The organism is Mycobacterium sp. MUNTM1, from assembly GCF_054660795.1.
Genome location: NZ_BAAGDE010000004.1, coordinates 152,685 through 167,059, shown reverse-complemented (window position 1 = coordinate 167,059; position 14,375 = coordinate 152,685). Strand labels below are relative to the sequence as shown.

Here is a 14,375-nt window from a genome sequence, read left to right as displayed (position 1 = left end):
GCGCTCTGTTGGTTGGGGGGGGTGGTTGGGGTGGGATGGGGTCCTACCCCCACCACTGGGCGCGCTCGCCGAGGGGTCCGGGGCACGGTGGGACTGCGGGTGGGGGGCTCGTCGGCACCCGGGCCAGCGATCCGGGGTGTAGTTCGTGCCCGGCGCAGTCGGTCACGACGAGGTGGCCGGCCGGTCCGGTGATGGTGATGGCACCTCGATGATGCTGGCGATGGTGGTAGGGGCACACCAACACCAGGTTGGCCAACTCGGTGGGGCCGCCGTCTTCCCAGTGCCGCAGGTGATGGGCGTGCAGACCACGGGTGACACCACAGCCCGGAACCACGCACGTGCGGTCGCGATGCTCCAGCGCGCGGCGCAGCCGCCGATTGATCAGCCGGCTCGCCCGGCCCGCCCCGATGGGCTCGCCGTGCCGTTCGAACCAGACTTCGGCGGTGGCATCACAGGTCAGGTAGCGGCGGTCGGCGTCAGACAGCAACGGACCCAGATGCAGTGCTGCGGCGTGCTTTTCAACGTCGAGGTGCACCACCACGGTGGTGTGCTGCCCATGCGGGCGCCGCGCCGCCTCGGCGTCCCACCCGGCCTCCACCAAGCGCATGAACGCCTCCACCGTGCCCGGCAACGGCGGCAGCTGATCGCGGGCGCGGTCGCCATCATCGTGATCACGCTTCCACTCGGCGATCAGCGCATCGCGATGAGACGCCAACGCCGCGTCGAACTTCGCCGCGTCCAGGTGTGGAAGGGTGATCCGCCAACAGGCGCCTTCGTCGTCGGAGGTCTTGGTGATCGAGGCCTGTGGTTCAAGCCCCTCTGGCCGGGATTCGGGTTCGGGTCGCGGTTCCAGCTTGACCGCGGTGCGCAGCTGGTTGACCGTCGCGACCGCGGCCAGCTCTGCGTAGTGCTGATCAGATCCCTCGCCGGCGCGTGCGGCGATCACCCCGACCTGATCGGCCGACAGCCGGCCTTCTCGCATGCCCGCCGCGCAGCGCGGGAACTCCTCGAGCCGGCTCGCTATGGTGGCGATCGTGTGGGCGTTGGCCGGCGAGCAGCCGGTCTTCCAGGCCACCAGCGCCGGCACCGACCGCGCACCCGTCATTCCACAGAGCTCGTCGCGATCGATCTCGGCCACGATCTCCACGATGCGCCCATCAATCGCGTTGCGCTGGCCGGCCAACTCCGCCAGCTCCTCGAACAGCACCTCAAGACGTTCCTTGGGAGACGCTTCGACGCTACGTGCAGTCGCGGTCGCAGACATAACGACAGCATTGCAGGGGGGTCCGACAAGATGCGGGCCGCAATCCGCATCGGGGCAGCGCCACCATCCACCCCGCCAAAAACCATTCACCCCGCACCGCAGTCGCAGCACACGGCGGCATTCACAGTGCACGCTGCCAACCGGGGCCACCCTGGCACGGACTAGTGCACAGAGATCTCGCAACCTAAATCCGAAGAACAACAAGTCAACCCGCTGCAACAAGCCCACACCGCAGACCGCGAGCCAAGCGGGTTCTGGCCCTCCACCATGCAGAATAACCTGGTGCACGGATTCGGTTTTCCTACTTTGGCGCTGCTGACCGCCGTTGGTTTCGCCGGCCCGGTGCTGGCCTCCGTGCCGCGCCTGCGGATACCGGTGATCGTCGGCGAACTCATCGCGGGTCTGGTCATCGGCAAGACCGGTTTCGGCGTCGTCGATGCCACCGACCCGACCTTCCAATTGTTCGCCAACATCGGCTTCGCGCTGGTGATGTTCGTGGTGGGCAGCCACGTCCCGGTGCGCGACCCCGCGATGCGTTCGGCCGTGCCGAAGGCGTTGGCCCGAGCGGTTCTGGCCGGCGCCGCCGCGGCGGCCCTGGGCTTCGGGCTGGCCACGCAGTTCGGCACCGGACACGCGGCGCTCTTCGCGGTGCTGATGGCCTCGTCGTCGGCGGCCATGACGTTGCCGATGATCGACTCGCTGCGATTGCGCGGGCCGCAGGTGCTGTCCGTGACAGCGCAGATAGCCATCGCGAACGCGGCGTGTATCGTGTTGCTTCCCTTGGTGATTGACTTTCGTCACGCGGCGTCCGCGGCGCTGGGTGGGTTGGCGATCACGGGCTGCGCGGTGCTGCTTTACGTGGTGCTGCGCTGGGTCGACCGCCGGGGCTGGCGTCAGCGCATGCACGACTACTCGCACAAGAACCGGCTGGCGCTGGAACTGCGGATCAACCTGCTGGTGCTGTTCGGGCTGGCGATGCTGGCCGTCAGCACCGACGTGTCGATCATGCTGGCGGGATTCGCGCTCGGGTTGGTGATCGCCACGGTCGGCGAGCCGCGGCGGCTGGCGCGCCAGTTGTTCGGCATCACCGAGGGTTTCTTCAGCCCGGTGTTCTTCGTCTGGCTCGGCGCCTCGCTGCAAGTGCGCGAGCTAGGATCGCAGCCGAAATACATTCTGCTCGGGGTCGGCCTGGGGCTGGGCGGTGTGCTGGCGCACTGCGCGGGAAGGCTGCTCGGCCAGCCGCTCACGTATGCGGTGATGTCCTCCACTCAGCTTGGCGTGGCGGTGGCCGCCGCCACCATCGGCACCCAGCAGCACCTGCTCGCCCCGGCCGAAGCGTCGGCGTTGATGTTCGGCTCCCTGCTGACCATCGCCTGCACGTCGATCGCGGGCGCGATCGCGGCGCGCCGCCAGGGTGCCGCCGAACGGGACGAGCCCGCCAAGGCCGCCGCCAAGTAACCGGCGGCGACGCGGACTCCGTTCGAGCGCAGCCGGTCTCGATGACCTACGTCGGCCCGGGAAGCTCTCCTAAACTGGAAAGCTCTGAGTGGACGGGTCCGATGGCGGCCCGGTATTGCTCCTCGCTGAGGGTTTTTGTGTAGTAGCGGTTCATTCGGAGCTGGTATTGCTGGTCTCGGAGTTGCCGGATGCGGTCGAGTCTGGCGCTATCGGCCTCGGAAAGTTTGAGTTGCTCGATGCTGATGTGGCCGGCCATGACCTGTTCGATCGGCGAGAGCCGGTAGCCGCAATGGGCGAGTAGCTCGAGATACGCCTTGCAGTATGGTCGTTCGCCGACGCGCCACGTATCGCGTTGGGTTCCCCACTCGAAAGCGGCCAGCACCATCGCCAGGATCACGATGTCGGAGCGCACGTCGACGTTGGCCCGCGCCGCCAACTGCTCGCCACTGGATTCGTTGATCCCCAGCATATTTGCCGCCAGGGTCATGCTGGCGGGGCAGTGCAGCTCGGTCAGATAGGGGAAGTTGCGTGCGATGAAGACGTCAATCCACGGCGGCGGCGCCGCGAGCAGATTGGCCCGAACCCAGTCGCGTCGCGCACCGGCCACCGCGGCGGCGCGTCGGTCGAGTTCGCGCATCATCACCCAGTCACGCTTGGCGTCGGCGGCCGCCTCGGATTCCAGCTTGGTCGGCCGAGAACCGGTGAAACTGGGGCCGCCCGTCACCTCGTCCAGTGTCAAGGGTCGGGCTTGGTCAAAGGTCAGGTAGGCGGCGTAGACATCCAACTCCGGCAAGCCGGACCATCGGGACAACTCACCCAGCGTTGTGTTGCCGGCCGACAACCTGCAGATCTGGTCCTGCTGTCTGAGGTCATCGCGGGTGTAGACGAGGCCGATCTCCCGTTGCCGGTCGCGACGAGTCCCGAGGTACACGCGCCAGCCGGCCGGGCCGGCGACTCCCGGCAGGAAGTGCGACGAGATTTCGACCAGTAGGTCGTCGACGGTGGCCGATTCGGGGAAAACCCAGAATTCGCGGTGAGAGTCGACGTCGTCGCCCATGGCGACCGAGCTGCGGTCCACAGACACCTTGACCGTGTCAGTCATATCTGAGCCCTCACTGCCGTTGGACCTACAAAAGTATCGAAACCGCCCCGTGTTCCGGGATCAATTGCATAGCCGCTGCGTCATGCTTGGGCGATGCCGAAGAAAATGCTGCGGGCGAATCCGCGGCCAGGGTCCGGCTCGAAGATGTCTGCGCTGGGCACCTGGCGGGCCGCCGGCCTGAGCATGGCCGTGATCGTGTCCGCCGCGGTGCACGGATTGGGTGCCGTCGTCGGGGCGGCGGTTATGGTTCCGGTCATCTACGCGTTGGCGCGGTTGCATGCGCACGCGCCAAACGCGCGCAACACCGCCGAGTTGATCGGTGCCACCCTGGGCCCGAGAGCGGGGACGGCCGCGGGCATCCTCCAGCTGACCGCCTACCTGGTACTGGCCGCGAAGTTCGCCACCACCCTCGGATTGGAGCTGCTGCAGCTGCTTTCACCAGGCGTTGATCCCGCGACGATTGTGTCGTGGTTACCGGTTGCCGCGGTGGGGACCGCCGCCGCCGTCGGTGCCGCCGCCTGTCGGTTTCCGAGCCGGGGTGTCGCATCGGTGGTGACGCCACTGGTGCTCGCGGGCCTGCTCGTCTACGTCTATCTCGCCGTGGCGGTGACCGCCCGCGTCGCCGCAGGCAGTGACGCAGTCGTCATCGGCACGGCCGCAACGCAGGTACAGCTGTCCGGCCAGCTCGTCGGCTTCGGCCTGGGGATGGTCGGCGTTGAACTCATCACGGTCCGAAGCGCGCGCGTAGCCAGGCCCGGGAGATCCATGTCGCTGGCCGTTGCGTTGGTGGCCGTGGCGGCGGTGGTGCTGTGGGTCGGTGATCATCAGGGTGTGGTGGGGCCGTGGCGATGGAGTGCCATGCACCTGGCCGAGGCGGTGCCCGAATTCTATGCCGGGCCCGGCCAGAAATGGATGGCCATCGCGGGCATCAGCCTGGCCGTGGCGGCCGCGCTGTCTTCGGGGTGGGCCACGATGCGCGCGGCCGCGGGCCTGGCGGTGATGCGCGAGGCGACACCGAACGCCGGCCTGCGACTGGCGGTGGTGGGGCTCGTCGCTGTGGTTGCCGTCGTAGTCTCGGCGCACGGCGCGCGCTGGATCGGGCTGGTCATCCTCGGCGCGGCGCCCCTGCTGCTGATGGCGCTGTATGTGTTTGTCACAGAGGCTAATTCGCGGATCCCGGGCGACAGCGTGGTGGCCTGGTGGGTCCGGCTGGTGATGCCGGCGCTGGGCGTGGTGGCGGTGGTCAAACCGCTGGTGGACTCCGAGTTCGCCTCGGTCGAGGTGGCGACGGTGGTCGCCGCCGCGATCGGGGTGTGTGCCGCGGGCGCGGCGGCGGCGCTGCTGGCGCGGCCCCGCGATCGCGCCGCCGAATCTGAGTAGTCTTACGGATCCCCGCCAACGGTTCACTGCCGCAGGCTTGTTGGCATGACCGTTCCCAACAGCATGTCGAAAACCACCGCCGCCTTCTTCGTTCAGGCCGCCGTCGCGTTCGCGATCAGCTTCGTGGCCGCGCTCGGCGGGATCTACTTCCTTCCGCTTGACCCGTGGCCACGATTGTTTCTCGGCGTCACCTTCTTGTTCCTGGTGTCGAGCGCGTTCACTCTGGCCAAGGTGATCCGTGACCAGCAGGAGGCCGCCACCGTGCGGGTACGACTCGACGAGGCCCGCATCGAAAGGCTGCTCGCCGACTACGACCCGCTCAACGCCTCGAACTGAGTAGTACTACTCAGCCTCAACGCGTAGAAGCGCGCAGGTCCCCGCCCGCGCCATCGGCGATGCTTCTCTCATCGCACGACTCCCTCTCCACCACAACTCTCCAGCACAACGTTGCACAACGTATCCGCATCAGCAGAAGGGCATTTCGCTCCCATGACAACTCTTGTGAGATTTCCCGACGTCGCCGAGGTGGCCGCGAGCACGCCGGCCGACCGCGACCGCGTCCTGGACGTCATCCGGATCACCTCCCTGGTCGGCGTGGTGCTCGGCCATACCGTGATGGCGGCCAGTATCATTCGCAACCACGTGTTGATCTGGGACAACCTGCTCACCACCTCGGTGCTGTTCCAGGCGATGACGTGGCTGCTGCAGATCATGCCGTTGTTCTTCTTCGCCGGTGCGGCGGCCTGCGTGTCCTCCTGGGCTCCCGGCACCAACTGGGGAGACTGGCTGATGAAGCGCTGCACCCGGCTGTTCCGGCCGGTGTTCTACTACCTGGCATTCTGGGCCGTGACACTGACGGTGCTGTATCAGGCTCTGCCGCAACACATCTACGAGCCGGTCGCCGGCGTCAGCACGCAGCTGCTCTGGTTCCTGGGGGCCTACGTCCTGGTGCTGGCCGCCATGCCCGTGCTGCACCGCATCACCACGGCCGGACGGCTGGCCGCCAACGTGGCCGCGGTCTACGGCGCCATCGCGCTGATCGACGTGATCCGGTTGCACTGGCCGGCGCTGATGCCGCTGGGTTACCTCAACCTGGCCGTCTGGCTCATTCCCGCCATGTTCGGGGTGGCCTACCGTCGCGGGCTGCTCGACGGCCGCGCCGCGCTGGCCGTCGCCGCTGCCGTCTTCGCCGTGGATGTCGCCCTGGTGCACTGGGGCCCGTATCAGCTGAGCATGGTCGGCACCGGTGACCACCATCTGTCCAACACCAGCCCACCGTCGCTGCTGCTGGCCGGGCACGCAATCATCCTGAGCGCGTTGGCGATCGCGGCCGCACCGGCGATCGCACGCTGGGCGCAGCGGCCGCGGGTGTGGTGGTGGACCGCGATCGGCAACTCCGGCGCGATGACCCTGTACCTGTGGCACATGCCGGTGCTGCTGGGCGTGCACCTGGCCTTCGATTACCTTGGCCGCCCGCGCTTTCCGGGTGCGCCGGACTTTCTCGCCGTCAGCCTCGCGCAGCTGTTCCTCGTGGTCGTCGCGGTGGCGGTGCTGTTCGTCGTGCTGCGGCCACTGGAGAACAACCCGCTGTCCGGCTGGGACGGCGCGCCCGCGGTGACCTCGCGCGGGTGGGGTGCGGCCGTCGGTGCCCTGCTGTGCGTGGCCGGCGTGGCGCTGCTCGCCGCGATCAGGTGGGGCCTCAAGAACGACGGGCTGGTGTGCATGAGCGTGGTGGTGGCCGCACTGGTGACCGCGCGGATCGTGGCCCAGCACCACCGCACAGTGCCGGCGCGCCTGTCGCGGTAGCCGCGCGATCCGTCGACCCGCGAGGCAAGGGTTATCCCACCGCCTCGTCGGGTCACGGCTCTTCGTCGAGGCCGTGCTCGATGGCGTAGCGGGCCAGCTCCACCCGATTGGCGACCTGAAGCTTGCGAAAGGTCGCCTGCACGTGGTTTTCCACCGTGCGGTGGCTCAGCGAGAGCTTCGCGCCGATCTGCTTGGCGGACAGCCCTTTTGCGACGTAACGCAACACCTCCGTCTCGCGGTCGGTGAGGCTGGGGCGAGCGGGGCCGTCGTCCTTGCTCTGCGCGATGCGCCGGTATTCACCGAGCACCAGTCCGGCCAGGCTCGGGGTGAACACGGCCCGCCCGGCCGCGGTGTCCGTCACCGCCTGCGCCAGTTCGACTTTCGAGGCGCTCTTGACCAGATAGCCCGCCGCGCCGGCCTTGACCGCCTCCAAAACGTCCTCGCGTTCGTCGGAGGCCGACAGCACCAGCACCCGCGACGAGGGGGAGACCGCGAGCACCGCGGCGGTCGCCTGCGCACCGTCGCCGTCGGCGAGTTGCATGTCCATCACCACCACGTCGGGCTTGACCACGCCCGCCCGCCGCTGGGCGGTGGCCAGACCGTCGGCGGTGGCGACCACGGTGAAGCCGACCTCGGCCAGGTCGCGAGCGACCGCGTCGCGCCAGATCGGATGGTCGTCGACCACCATCACCGTCGTCGGCGTCGCGTCATCCGTCATGGCGTGCCTCCCGGCGCGGCACGCACAACTCCCACTCGGTGCCGTCCCCGGGCTCGCTGTGCAATTCGGCGCTGCCGCCCAACGACGTCAACCGTCCCACGATCGATTGGGAGATGCCCAGGCGCCCCTGACGCGTCGCTTCTTCGAGTCGGCCGGCGGCAATCCCCACGCCGTCGTCGCGGACGCTGACCAGAACGGAATCGCCGAGGTCCTCCACGAGCACGAACGCGTGCGCCTTCGGACCGGCATGGGCGACCACGTTGTCCAGCGCATTGGCCACCGCGGCATCGAGTTCGGTTGCCGCCCAACGTCCTAACGGCACCGGGGTGCCGGGCAGGCTGATCGACACCCGATCGGATTCCCGGCACCGCAGCAACGTGCGCAGGTCGACCGTGGCGCCGTCGGCGTCCTGATCGATGTCCGTGCACGCCAGCCAGCGCCGCAGCGCGCGTTCCTGCTCGCTCGCCAGGTCGGCGAGTTCAGCTGTGGCGCCGCCGATCTCGTGCCCCTTCTTGGCGACCAGCGCCAGCACCTGGATGGCCCCGTCGTGCACCTGGCGGGACAGGCGGTCGCGTTCTTGCACCGCGGCCGTCAATTGGGCCGCGCGTTGCAGCTCGTCGTGGGCGCGCCGTGCGGTCTGCGCGGCCATGCCGATCGCCATGCCGATCGCCAGTTCGATGATGACGGTGGCGTTGTGCCCGAGGTTGAGCGCGAGGTAGTCCTTCACGGCGAAATTGGTGGCCATCACCGCCAGGCCGGTCAGCATCCCGCCCGCGGGGCCGAACTGGATGGCGGCCGAGATCGTGGGATTGCTGGCCCACAATGTCGTCGGCCAGGTCTGGTTGTCGGCCGCCCAGTGCGGGCTCGCGACGAGGTTGTTCGACCACATCAGCAAGACGACGACCGCCAGCTCGGCGAGCACCCACGCCGGTGTGCGGCCGAAGCCCCGCAGATAGGCGACCGCGCACGCCGCGCTCCAGCCGATCAGCCCGGCGAAAAGCACCCAACCCAGCACGGGCCGAACCAGATCCGGGTTGATCGCGATTTGAAAGCCGGTGGCGTAGACGCAGCTCAGCAGGCGGAACACTTGCGCCGCGCGCCACAGCGGCGTGGTGGGATCGGGGCCGTGGGTCGCCATCGTGGTCAGCATAAAGGCCGATGGCCCCACTGCGGGCCGGCCGCGGATATTGCCAAAAGTCCCTTGAGCTAGAGCCGTCGTGCCCTCGCAAGACCGCCGCGAACGCGTGATCGTGGATATCTGTAGGCGCTACGCGAGAGGGGGACCGGGCATGGACACCCGCTTTCCGGACGCCGGAACGATCCGGACGGCCCTGACTTTGGCATCGCGCGCCCCGTCGGTGCACAACACCCAACCGTGGCGGTGGCGCGTCGACGCGGCGAGCCTGCAGCTGTACGCCGACCCCGGCCGGCAACTGCCCAATACCGACCCCGATGGTCGCGACTTGATCCTGAGTTGCGGCACGGCGCTGCATCACTGCGTGGCGGCGTTCGCGGCGGTGGGGTGGCGATCCCGGGTGAGCCGGCTGCCGAACCCCGACGATCCCACCCACCTCGCCACCATCGAGCTCTCCCCGCAGCTCGCCGATTACGTCGACATCGCGCTCGCGGCCGCCATCCCGCGGCGGCGCACCGATCGGCGCCACTACAGCTCCTGGCCCGTGCCGATGGGTGATATCGCGCTGATGGCGGCGCGCGCCGCCCGCGCCGGCGTCACACTGTGCCAGGTGGAAGACATCGACAGGCTGCACGACATCGTCGCCGAATCCGTCCGCGAGCACCTGACCCAGGACTATCTCGCCGAGCTCACGGCGTGGAGCGGGCGCTACTTCTCGGTCGCGGGCGTTCCGGCCCACAACGCGCCGCTATCCGATCCGGACGCCAAGATCCCGAGCCGCGTGTTCGCCGGAGCGGTCCTGCCGATGGCGCCGGATTCGTGCCCGGCCGACGACAACGCCGTGGTGCTCGCGCTCGGCACCCGCCACGACGACCGGCTGGCGCAGCTGCGTGCCGGGGAAGCGACCAGCGTCGCGCTGCTCACCGCGACGTCGACGGGGCTGGCCAGTTGCCCGGTCACCGAACCCCTGGAGATGCCCGCAACCCGCGAAGCGGTCCGCTCCGACATCTTCGGCGACAGCAACTACCCGCAGATGCTGCTTCGGGTGGGCTGGGCGCCGATCAACGCCGACCCGCTGCCGGCGACGCCGCGACGCGACCTGGGCGACTTCGTCGAGTGGGCGAACTGATCGTGGGCGCTACACGTCACCCGGCGGCGACCCGAACTGGAACCGGCGGCCGGTGATGCTCTGCGGAACGATGCGCACATAGTGCGTCTTTTCCGGCCTGGTCCACGGCAACACCTGCGCGCGTTCGGCCTCCTCGAGTTCCTCGGGCGTGCGCAGCGACCGCGCGGTGCCGCGGACTATCACGCTCCATGCCTCGGCGACGTTGTGGTCGTCGACCTCGAACAGCACCCGATTGTTGATCGCGGCGCTGACCAGCTTGGTTCCCGCGGCGGTGCGGAACAGCACGGTCCGGCGCTGGACGACGTAGTTGACCGGGAAGATGTCGGGCTGACCGTCGGCGTAGGTGACCAGCCGGCCCAGCGCCAGGCTGGCGAGGAGCTCCCAGCACTCGTGCACCGGCAGGATGGTGACTCCGTCATCGGTCATCAAGATTCCCTTCCCGCGAATGCGTCCGGTGTCCGCAACGGGCCACTGCCGCAAGGGTATTGACGCGCCGTCAGCCGGAGCGTCGGCCGAAGGTCCTCAGCCGTGGGGACCAAAGTCGTTGAACCCGTTGCTTCTCGATGGCTCCCGTCGAGAATATGGGATATTGGTCTGGTCTGCCGCGAATCTTTCCAGTTGCGAGACCGGCAGGAAAGGGCCCGCCATGGTCAAGGTGTTCCTGGTCGACGACCACGAAGTCGTCCGCCGCGGTCTTTCCGATCTGCTCGCTTCCGACGCCGATCTCCAGATCGTCGGCGAGGCGGGCACGGTGGCGGAGGCGAAAGCCCGGATACCGGCGCTGCAGCCCGACGTGGCCGTGCTCGACGTTCGCCTGCCCGATGGCAACGGCATCGAACTGTGCCGCGACCTGGTGTCGGATCACCCCGACCTGCGCTGCCTGATGTTGACGTCGTTCACCTCCGACGAGGCGATGCTCGAGGCGATCCTGGCCGGTGCCAGCGGGTTCGTCGTCAAGGACATCAAGGGCATGGAGCTGGCGCACGCGATCAAAGAGGTGGGTGCCGGCAAGTCGCTGCTGGACAACCGGGCGGCCGCGGCGCTGATGGCCAAGCTGCGCGGCGCGACCACGCGCGAGGATCCGCTGTCCGGACTGACCGAGCAGGAACGCACGCTGCTCGGACTGCTCAGCGAAGGATTGACCAACCGGCAGATCGCCGCGCGGATGTTCCTCGCGGAGAAGACGGTGAAGAACTACGTGTCGCGGTTGTTGGCCAAACTCGGCATGGAGCGCCGCACCCAGGCGGCGGTGTTCGCGTCGAAACTCAATCAGCGGTCCGGCCCACCGTCGACGCCGCCGGACTGGTCGGGGTGACCGGCGGCGAAAAGGGCTCGGCGTTCGCCGGACTCGGACAGCGCGGGCTGGTCGGCAAGATGCATGCCCAGCTCGACGAGCTGCTGGCCGCGCGCGATCAGATGGAGCAATTGCTGCGGGTGATCGTGGAGATCGGCGCGGGCCTCGACCTCGACGCCACGCTGCACCGGATCATCAGCGCCGCAAGGGAATTAACCTCAGCCCCGTACGGGGCGCTGGCCATCCGCGATCGCGACGGCGACTTGATGTCGTTTGTCCACGAGGGCATGGACGCCGAGACCGTTCGGCGCATCGGGCACCTGCCGGTCGGCAAGGGGCTGTTGAGTTTGTCGCTGCTGGACACGCCCGCGCTGCGGATGGACGATCTGACCACGCACCCCGCCGCGGTCGGTTTTCCCGAATACCATCCGGCGATGCGCGCCTTCCTCGCGGTCCCGATCACCATCCGCGGCACCGTGTTTGGCAATCTGTATCTCACTCACGTCGATCCGGCGCGGGTGTTCTCCGAGTCCGACGAGGTCGCCGCGCGCGCGTTGGCCTTCGCGGCCGCCGTCGCCATCGACAACGCGCAGGTCTTCGAACGCGAACGGACATCGGTGAAGTGGATCGAAGCCAGCCGCGAGATCACCACCGCGCTGCTGTCGCGCCCCGAACCGCACCGGCGTCCCCTGCAGCTGATCGCCGAACGCGCGCGGGTGTTGACCGACGCCGAACAGGCCATCGTGTTGGTGCCGGACGACGCCGACGCAGCCGACGACGAGGTCGACACGCTGGTGGTCTCCGCCGCGGTGGGGATACACGCCACCGATGTGCTGGGCCAGCGAGTCCCGGTCGACGGCTCGACCAGCGGCGCGGTGTTTCGGTCCGGCGAGCCGCTGATCACCGAGGAGCTGCGGTATCCGATCCAGGCCTTCACCGACGTCGGGCAGCGCCCGGCGATCCTGATGCCGCTGCGCGCCCGCGATGAGGTCGTCGGCGTGATCGCCATCGCCCGCGGAGCAGATCAGCCGCCGTTCGACGAGAGCTACCTGGACCTGGTCAGCGATTTCGCCACGCACGCCGCGATAGCGCTGGCGCTGACCTCGGCGCGTGAGGACGCCCGGCAGCTGACCATCTTGGCGGAGCGCGAACGCATCGCGCATGACCTCCACGACCACGTCATCCAGCGGCTTTTCGCGGCCGGCATGAACCTGCAGGGCACGCTGGCCAGGGCCCGCTCGCCGGAGGTGGCCGACCGGCTCAATCGCACGCTCGACGACCTGCAGACCATCATCGAGGAAATCCGCACGACGATCTTCGCGCTCAAATCCCCGCTGGCCGCCAGCGAAGACTTCCGGCAGCGCATCCAGCGGGTGGTCGCCGACCTGACCGAAAACCGCGATCTCGTCACGACCGTGCGCCTGGACGGGCCGATGACCGCCGTCGGCGCCGAGCTGGCCGACCACGCCGAATCGGTCACCACCGAAGCCGTGAGCAATGCCTTGCGTCATTCCGGAGCATCGCGGCTAACCGTCGAGATCAGCGTCGCGGACATGTTCATCCTCAACGTGATTGACGACGGATGCGGCATCCCGGCCACCAACACGCGGCGCAGCGGCCTGGCCAACATGAAGCGGCGGGCCGAACAACTCGGCGGCACCTGTGAGATCACCTGCCCGCCCGAGGGCGGCACCCGGGTGCATTGGGTCGCCCCACTGATCGACGACCACTGATGGCGAAAGATCTTGGCCCGCAGGCTGTTTACTCGGGATCGCCGGTGGAGCGGACGTGCTGGTGCGCGGTCAGCATCAGGTGGTCGAATTCGGACTGCGTGCTCAGCGGCAGGCCGGCCCGGCGGAAGTCCGTGGCGATCTGCTCGGCCAGCGGACGCAGCTTGACGTTCGATTCCTGGGACAGCCATTTGAGCAAGTCGAAGGCCGCGCGTTCGTTGATCCCGTAGATCAGCATCAGCATGCCCTTGGCCTGTTCGATGCCGGCCCGATTCTCGCTGATCTCAGCGAGTTTCGCGCTCATCTCGTCCTCGCGCATGCGTTCGCGGGGACCGGAGACGTCTATGTAGAACCCGTGCGTTCCGACCACGTCGCCGTCGTCGTCGAAGATCCGGTCGCCGACCACGACGACGTGGTGCACCTCCCCCCGGGTGTCGACGATCCGATGGCGCGTGCTGAAAGCCTGGCGCGTATGCACAATCTGCTCGATGGTGGTCGCGACGTGTCCGCGGTCGTCGGGATGCTTGTGGGACAGCACCAGTTCGGTGGTCGGGGTGACGCTGCCGGGCTCATAGCCGTGCATGCGGTGCACCTGATCCGACCATTCCCAGCGCTGGTCGGTGAAGTAGAACCGAAACCAGCCCGCCGGTTGCGCGGCGCCCCCGGCCAACGCCCGTTCGACGTCGGCGGTTTGGCCGTCGAGTTCCCATTTCATGGTGTGTCCGGTCTCGGTAGCACCGGGCGAGACGTCCGCGCCGGTGGCCTGGGGCCGGCGGCGGGCGGCGGTTGGGGGAGTCGGCACGCGGGTGCGTGCAGGGGGCCGCCGCCCGGCCCGCCGGTCGATCAGGCGTTGATCACCTCGTGCTGCTCCGCGCTGTCCCGGACGGCACGGGGCGTGTCACCGCGGCCCACGGTGATCTTGCGCGGCTTGGCCTTCTCGGCCACCGGAACGTGCAGGCGCAGAACACCTTCGGCGTACGAGGCCTCGATCTTGTCGGTGTCGAGGTTCTCGCCGAGCACCAGCTGGCGGCTGAACACGCCGCGCGGCCGCTCGGTGGCCAGCATCTCGCGGTTGGGATCGAGGGCCGGTCGTTCGGCGCGCACGGTCACCACGTTGCGCTCGATGTCGATGTCCAGCGAGTCGGCATCGATGCCGGGCAGGTCGAACTCGATGACGAACTTCTCGCCTTCCCGCCAGGCGTCCATGGGCATCACGGCCGGCCGGGCGGCGGTACCGAGGACCTGGTGGGCGAAGCGGTCGAGCTCACGGAAGGGATCTGAACGCATCAGCATGGTGGTCACCTCTCACTCCAATCTAGGCGGCGGGTCGGCAATTTCCTATGTCTAACGACATAGATT

The 14,375-nt window shown here is 68.3% G+C and carries 14 protein-coding genes; 7 read left to right on the top strand and 7 right to left on the bottom strand.

Annotated features, from left to right (window positions below; all coding sequences use genetic code 11):
• Window positions 1–43: 43 nt before the first annotated feature.
• Window positions 44–1,264, bottom strand: coding sequence for an HNH endonuclease signature motif containing protein (locus tag ACYQ8K_RS04120; protein WP_459967010.1), 1,221 nt, complete (start codon window positions 1,262–1,264; stop codon window positions 44–46).
• Between the two features lie 267 nt (window positions 1,265–1,531).
• On the opposite strand from ACYQ8K_RS04120, the gene ACYQ8K_RS04115 reads away from it, so the two are divergent.
• Complete coding sequence (locus tag ACYQ8K_RS04115) at window positions 1,532–2,722, top strand: cation:proton antiporter (RefSeq protein ID WP_459967011.1); 1,191 nt, start codon at window positions 1,532–1,534, stop codon at window positions 2,720–2,722.
• A gap of 46 nt (window positions 2,723–2,768) precedes the next feature.
• Here the strand turns inward: ACYQ8K_RS04115 and ACYQ8K_RS04110 are convergent, their stop codons facing one another.
• The gene (locus tag ACYQ8K_RS04110) at window positions 2,769–3,824 is read right to left on the bottom strand and encodes a hypothetical protein (RefSeq protein ID WP_459967012.1); all 1,056 of its coding nucleotides are present in this window, start codon (window positions 3,822–3,824) and stop codon (window positions 2,769–2,771) included.
• A gap of 93 nt (window positions 3,825–3,917) precedes the next feature.
• Between ACYQ8K_RS04110 and ACYQ8K_RS04105 the strand changes: the two genes are divergently transcribed.
• From ACYQ8K_RS04105 to ACYQ8K_RS04095, 3 genes are all read left to right on the top strand, one after another.
• Window positions 3,918–5,204, top strand: coding sequence for a hypothetical protein (locus ACYQ8K_RS04105; protein WP_459967013.1), 1,287 nt, complete (start codon window positions 3,918–3,920; stop codon window positions 5,202–5,204).
• A 45-nt stretch (window positions 5,205–5,249) separates the two neighbouring features.
• Window positions 5,250–5,540, top strand: coding sequence for a YiaA/YiaB family inner membrane protein (locus ACYQ8K_RS04100; RefSeq protein WP_459967015.1), 291 nt, complete (start codon window positions 5,250–5,252; stop codon window positions 5,538–5,540).
• A gap of 153 nt (window positions 5,541–5,693) precedes the next feature.
• Window positions 5,694–7,010, top strand: a complete 1,317-nt coding sequence (locus ACYQ8K_RS04095) for an acyltransferase family protein (RefSeq protein WP_459967016.1) — start codon at window positions 5,694–5,696, stop codon at window positions 7,008–7,010.
• A gap of 52 nt (window positions 7,011–7,062) precedes the next feature.
• Here the strand turns inward: ACYQ8K_RS04095 and ACYQ8K_RS04090 are convergent, their stop codons facing one another.
• Window positions 7,063–7,728, bottom strand: coding sequence for a response regulator (locus ACYQ8K_RS04090; RefSeq protein ID WP_459967017.1), 666 nt, complete (start codon window positions 7,726–7,728; stop codon window positions 7,063–7,065).
• A complete protein-coding gene (gene macS, locus ACYQ8K_RS04085; protein WP_459967018.1) occupies window positions 7,718–8,878 on the bottom strand; it encodes a MacS family sensor histidine kinase in 1,161 nt (386 codons plus the stop codon). Before macS ends, ACYQ8K_RS04090 begins: the two co-directional genes overlap by 11 nt.
• Window positions 8,879–9,017: 139 nt before the next feature.
• Here macS and ACYQ8K_RS04080 point away from each other — a divergent pair, with 139 nt between their 5' ends.
• On the top strand, window positions 9,018–9,992 hold the full coding sequence (locus tag ACYQ8K_RS04080; protein ID WP_459967019.1) for an Acg family FMN-binding oxidoreductase: 975 nt from the start codon (window positions 9,018–9,020) through the stop codon (window positions 9,990–9,992).
• Window positions 9,993–10,001: 9 nt separating this feature from the next.
• Here the strand turns inward: ACYQ8K_RS04080 and ACYQ8K_RS04075 are convergent, their stop codons facing one another.
• On the bottom strand, window positions 10,002–10,418 hold the full coding sequence (locus tag ACYQ8K_RS04075) for a pyridoxamine 5'-phosphate oxidase family protein (RefSeq protein WP_459967020.1): 417 nt from the start codon (window positions 10,416–10,418) through the stop codon (window positions 10,002–10,004).
• Window positions 10,419–10,638: 220 nt separating this feature from the next.
• On the opposite strand from ACYQ8K_RS04075, the gene ACYQ8K_RS04070 reads away from it, so the two are divergent.
• Together ACYQ8K_RS04070 and ACYQ8K_RS04065 are read left to right on the top strand one after the other, a co-directional pair.
• Complete coding sequence (locus ACYQ8K_RS04070; RefSeq protein WP_459967021.1) at window positions 10,639–11,307, top strand: response regulator; 669 nt, start codon at window positions 10,639–10,641, stop codon at window positions 11,305–11,307.
• Window positions 11,308–11,366: 59 nt separating this feature from the next.
• Complete coding sequence (locus ACYQ8K_RS04065; RefSeq protein ID WP_459967096.1) at window positions 11,367–13,019, top strand: sensor histidine kinase; 1,653 nt, start codon at window positions 11,367–11,369, stop codon at window positions 13,017–13,019.
• 28 nt (window positions 13,020–13,047) lie between these two features.
• On the opposite strand, the gene ACYQ8K_RS04060 is transcribed toward ACYQ8K_RS04065, so the two are convergent.
• Together ACYQ8K_RS04060 and ACYQ8K_RS04055 are read right to left on the bottom strand one after the other, a co-directional pair.
• Window positions 13,048–13,731 (bottom strand): PAS and ANTAR domain-containing protein, encoded by a 684-nt coding sequence (locus tag ACYQ8K_RS04060; protein WP_459967097.1) that lies wholly within the window; start codon window positions 13,729–13,731, stop codon window positions 13,048–13,050.
• A 128-nt stretch (window positions 13,732–13,859) separates the two neighbouring features.
• A complete protein-coding gene (locus ACYQ8K_RS04055) occupies window positions 13,860–14,309 on the bottom strand; it encodes an Hsp20/alpha crystallin family protein (RefSeq protein WP_459967099.1) in 450 nt (149 codons plus the stop codon).
• Window positions 14,310–14,375: the final 66 nt, after the last annotated feature.

Excerpts from the sequence above, each read along its gene's own strand:
- ACYQ8K_RS04120 (WP_459967010.1), bottom strand. The coding sequence starts at position 1,264 with ATGTCTGCGACCGCGACTGCACGTAGCGTCGAAGCGTCTCCCAAGGAA.
- ACYQ8K_RS04115 (WP_459967011.1), top strand. The coding sequence starts at position 1,532 with ATGCAGAATAACCTGGTGCACGGATTCGGTTTTCCTACTTTGGCGCTG.
- ACYQ8K_RS04110 (WP_459967012.1), bottom strand. The coding sequence starts at position 3,824 with ATGACTGACACGGTCAAGGTGTCTGTGGACCGCAGCTCGGTCGCCATG.
- ACYQ8K_RS04105 (WP_459967013.1), top strand. The coding sequence starts at position 3,918 with ATGCCGAAGAAAATGCTGCGGGCGAATCCGCGGCCAGGGTCCGGCTCG.
- ACYQ8K_RS04100 (WP_459967015.1), top strand. The coding sequence starts at position 5,250 with ATGACCGTTCCCAACAGCATGTCGAAAACCACCGCCGCCTTCTTCGTT.
- ACYQ8K_RS04095 (WP_459967016.1), top strand. The coding sequence starts at position 5,694 with ATGACAACTCTTGTGAGATTTCCCGACGTCGCCGAGGTGGCCGCGAGC.
- ACYQ8K_RS04090 (WP_459967017.1), bottom strand. The coding sequence starts at position 7,728 with ATGACGGATGACGCGACGCCGACGACGGTGATGGTGGTCGACGACCAT.
- macS (WP_459967018.1), bottom strand. The coding sequence starts at position 8,878 with ATGCTGACCACGATGGCGACCCACGGCCCCGATCCCACCACGCCGCTG.
- ACYQ8K_RS04080 (WP_459967019.1), top strand. The coding sequence starts at position 9,018 with ATGGACACCCGCTTTCCGGACGCCGGAACGATCCGGACGGCCCTGACT.
- ACYQ8K_RS04075 (WP_459967020.1), bottom strand. The coding sequence starts at position 10,418 with ATGACCGATGACGGAGTCACCATCCTGCCGGTGCACGAGTGCTGGGAG.
- ACYQ8K_RS04070 (WP_459967021.1), top strand. The coding sequence starts at position 10,639 with ATGGTCAAGGTGTTCCTGGTCGACGACCACGAAGTCGTCCGCCGCGGT.
- ACYQ8K_RS04065 (WP_459967096.1), top strand. The coding sequence starts at position 11,367 with ATGCATGCCCAGCTCGACGAGCTGCTGGCCGCGCGCGATCAGATGGAG.
- ACYQ8K_RS04060 (WP_459967097.1), bottom strand. The coding sequence starts at position 13,731 with ATGAAATGGGAACTCGACGGCCAAACCGCCGACGTCGAACGGGCGTTG.
- ACYQ8K_RS04055 (WP_459967099.1), bottom strand. The coding sequence starts at position 14,309 with ATGCTGATGCGTTCAGATCCCTTCCGTGAGCTCGACCGCTTCGCCCAC.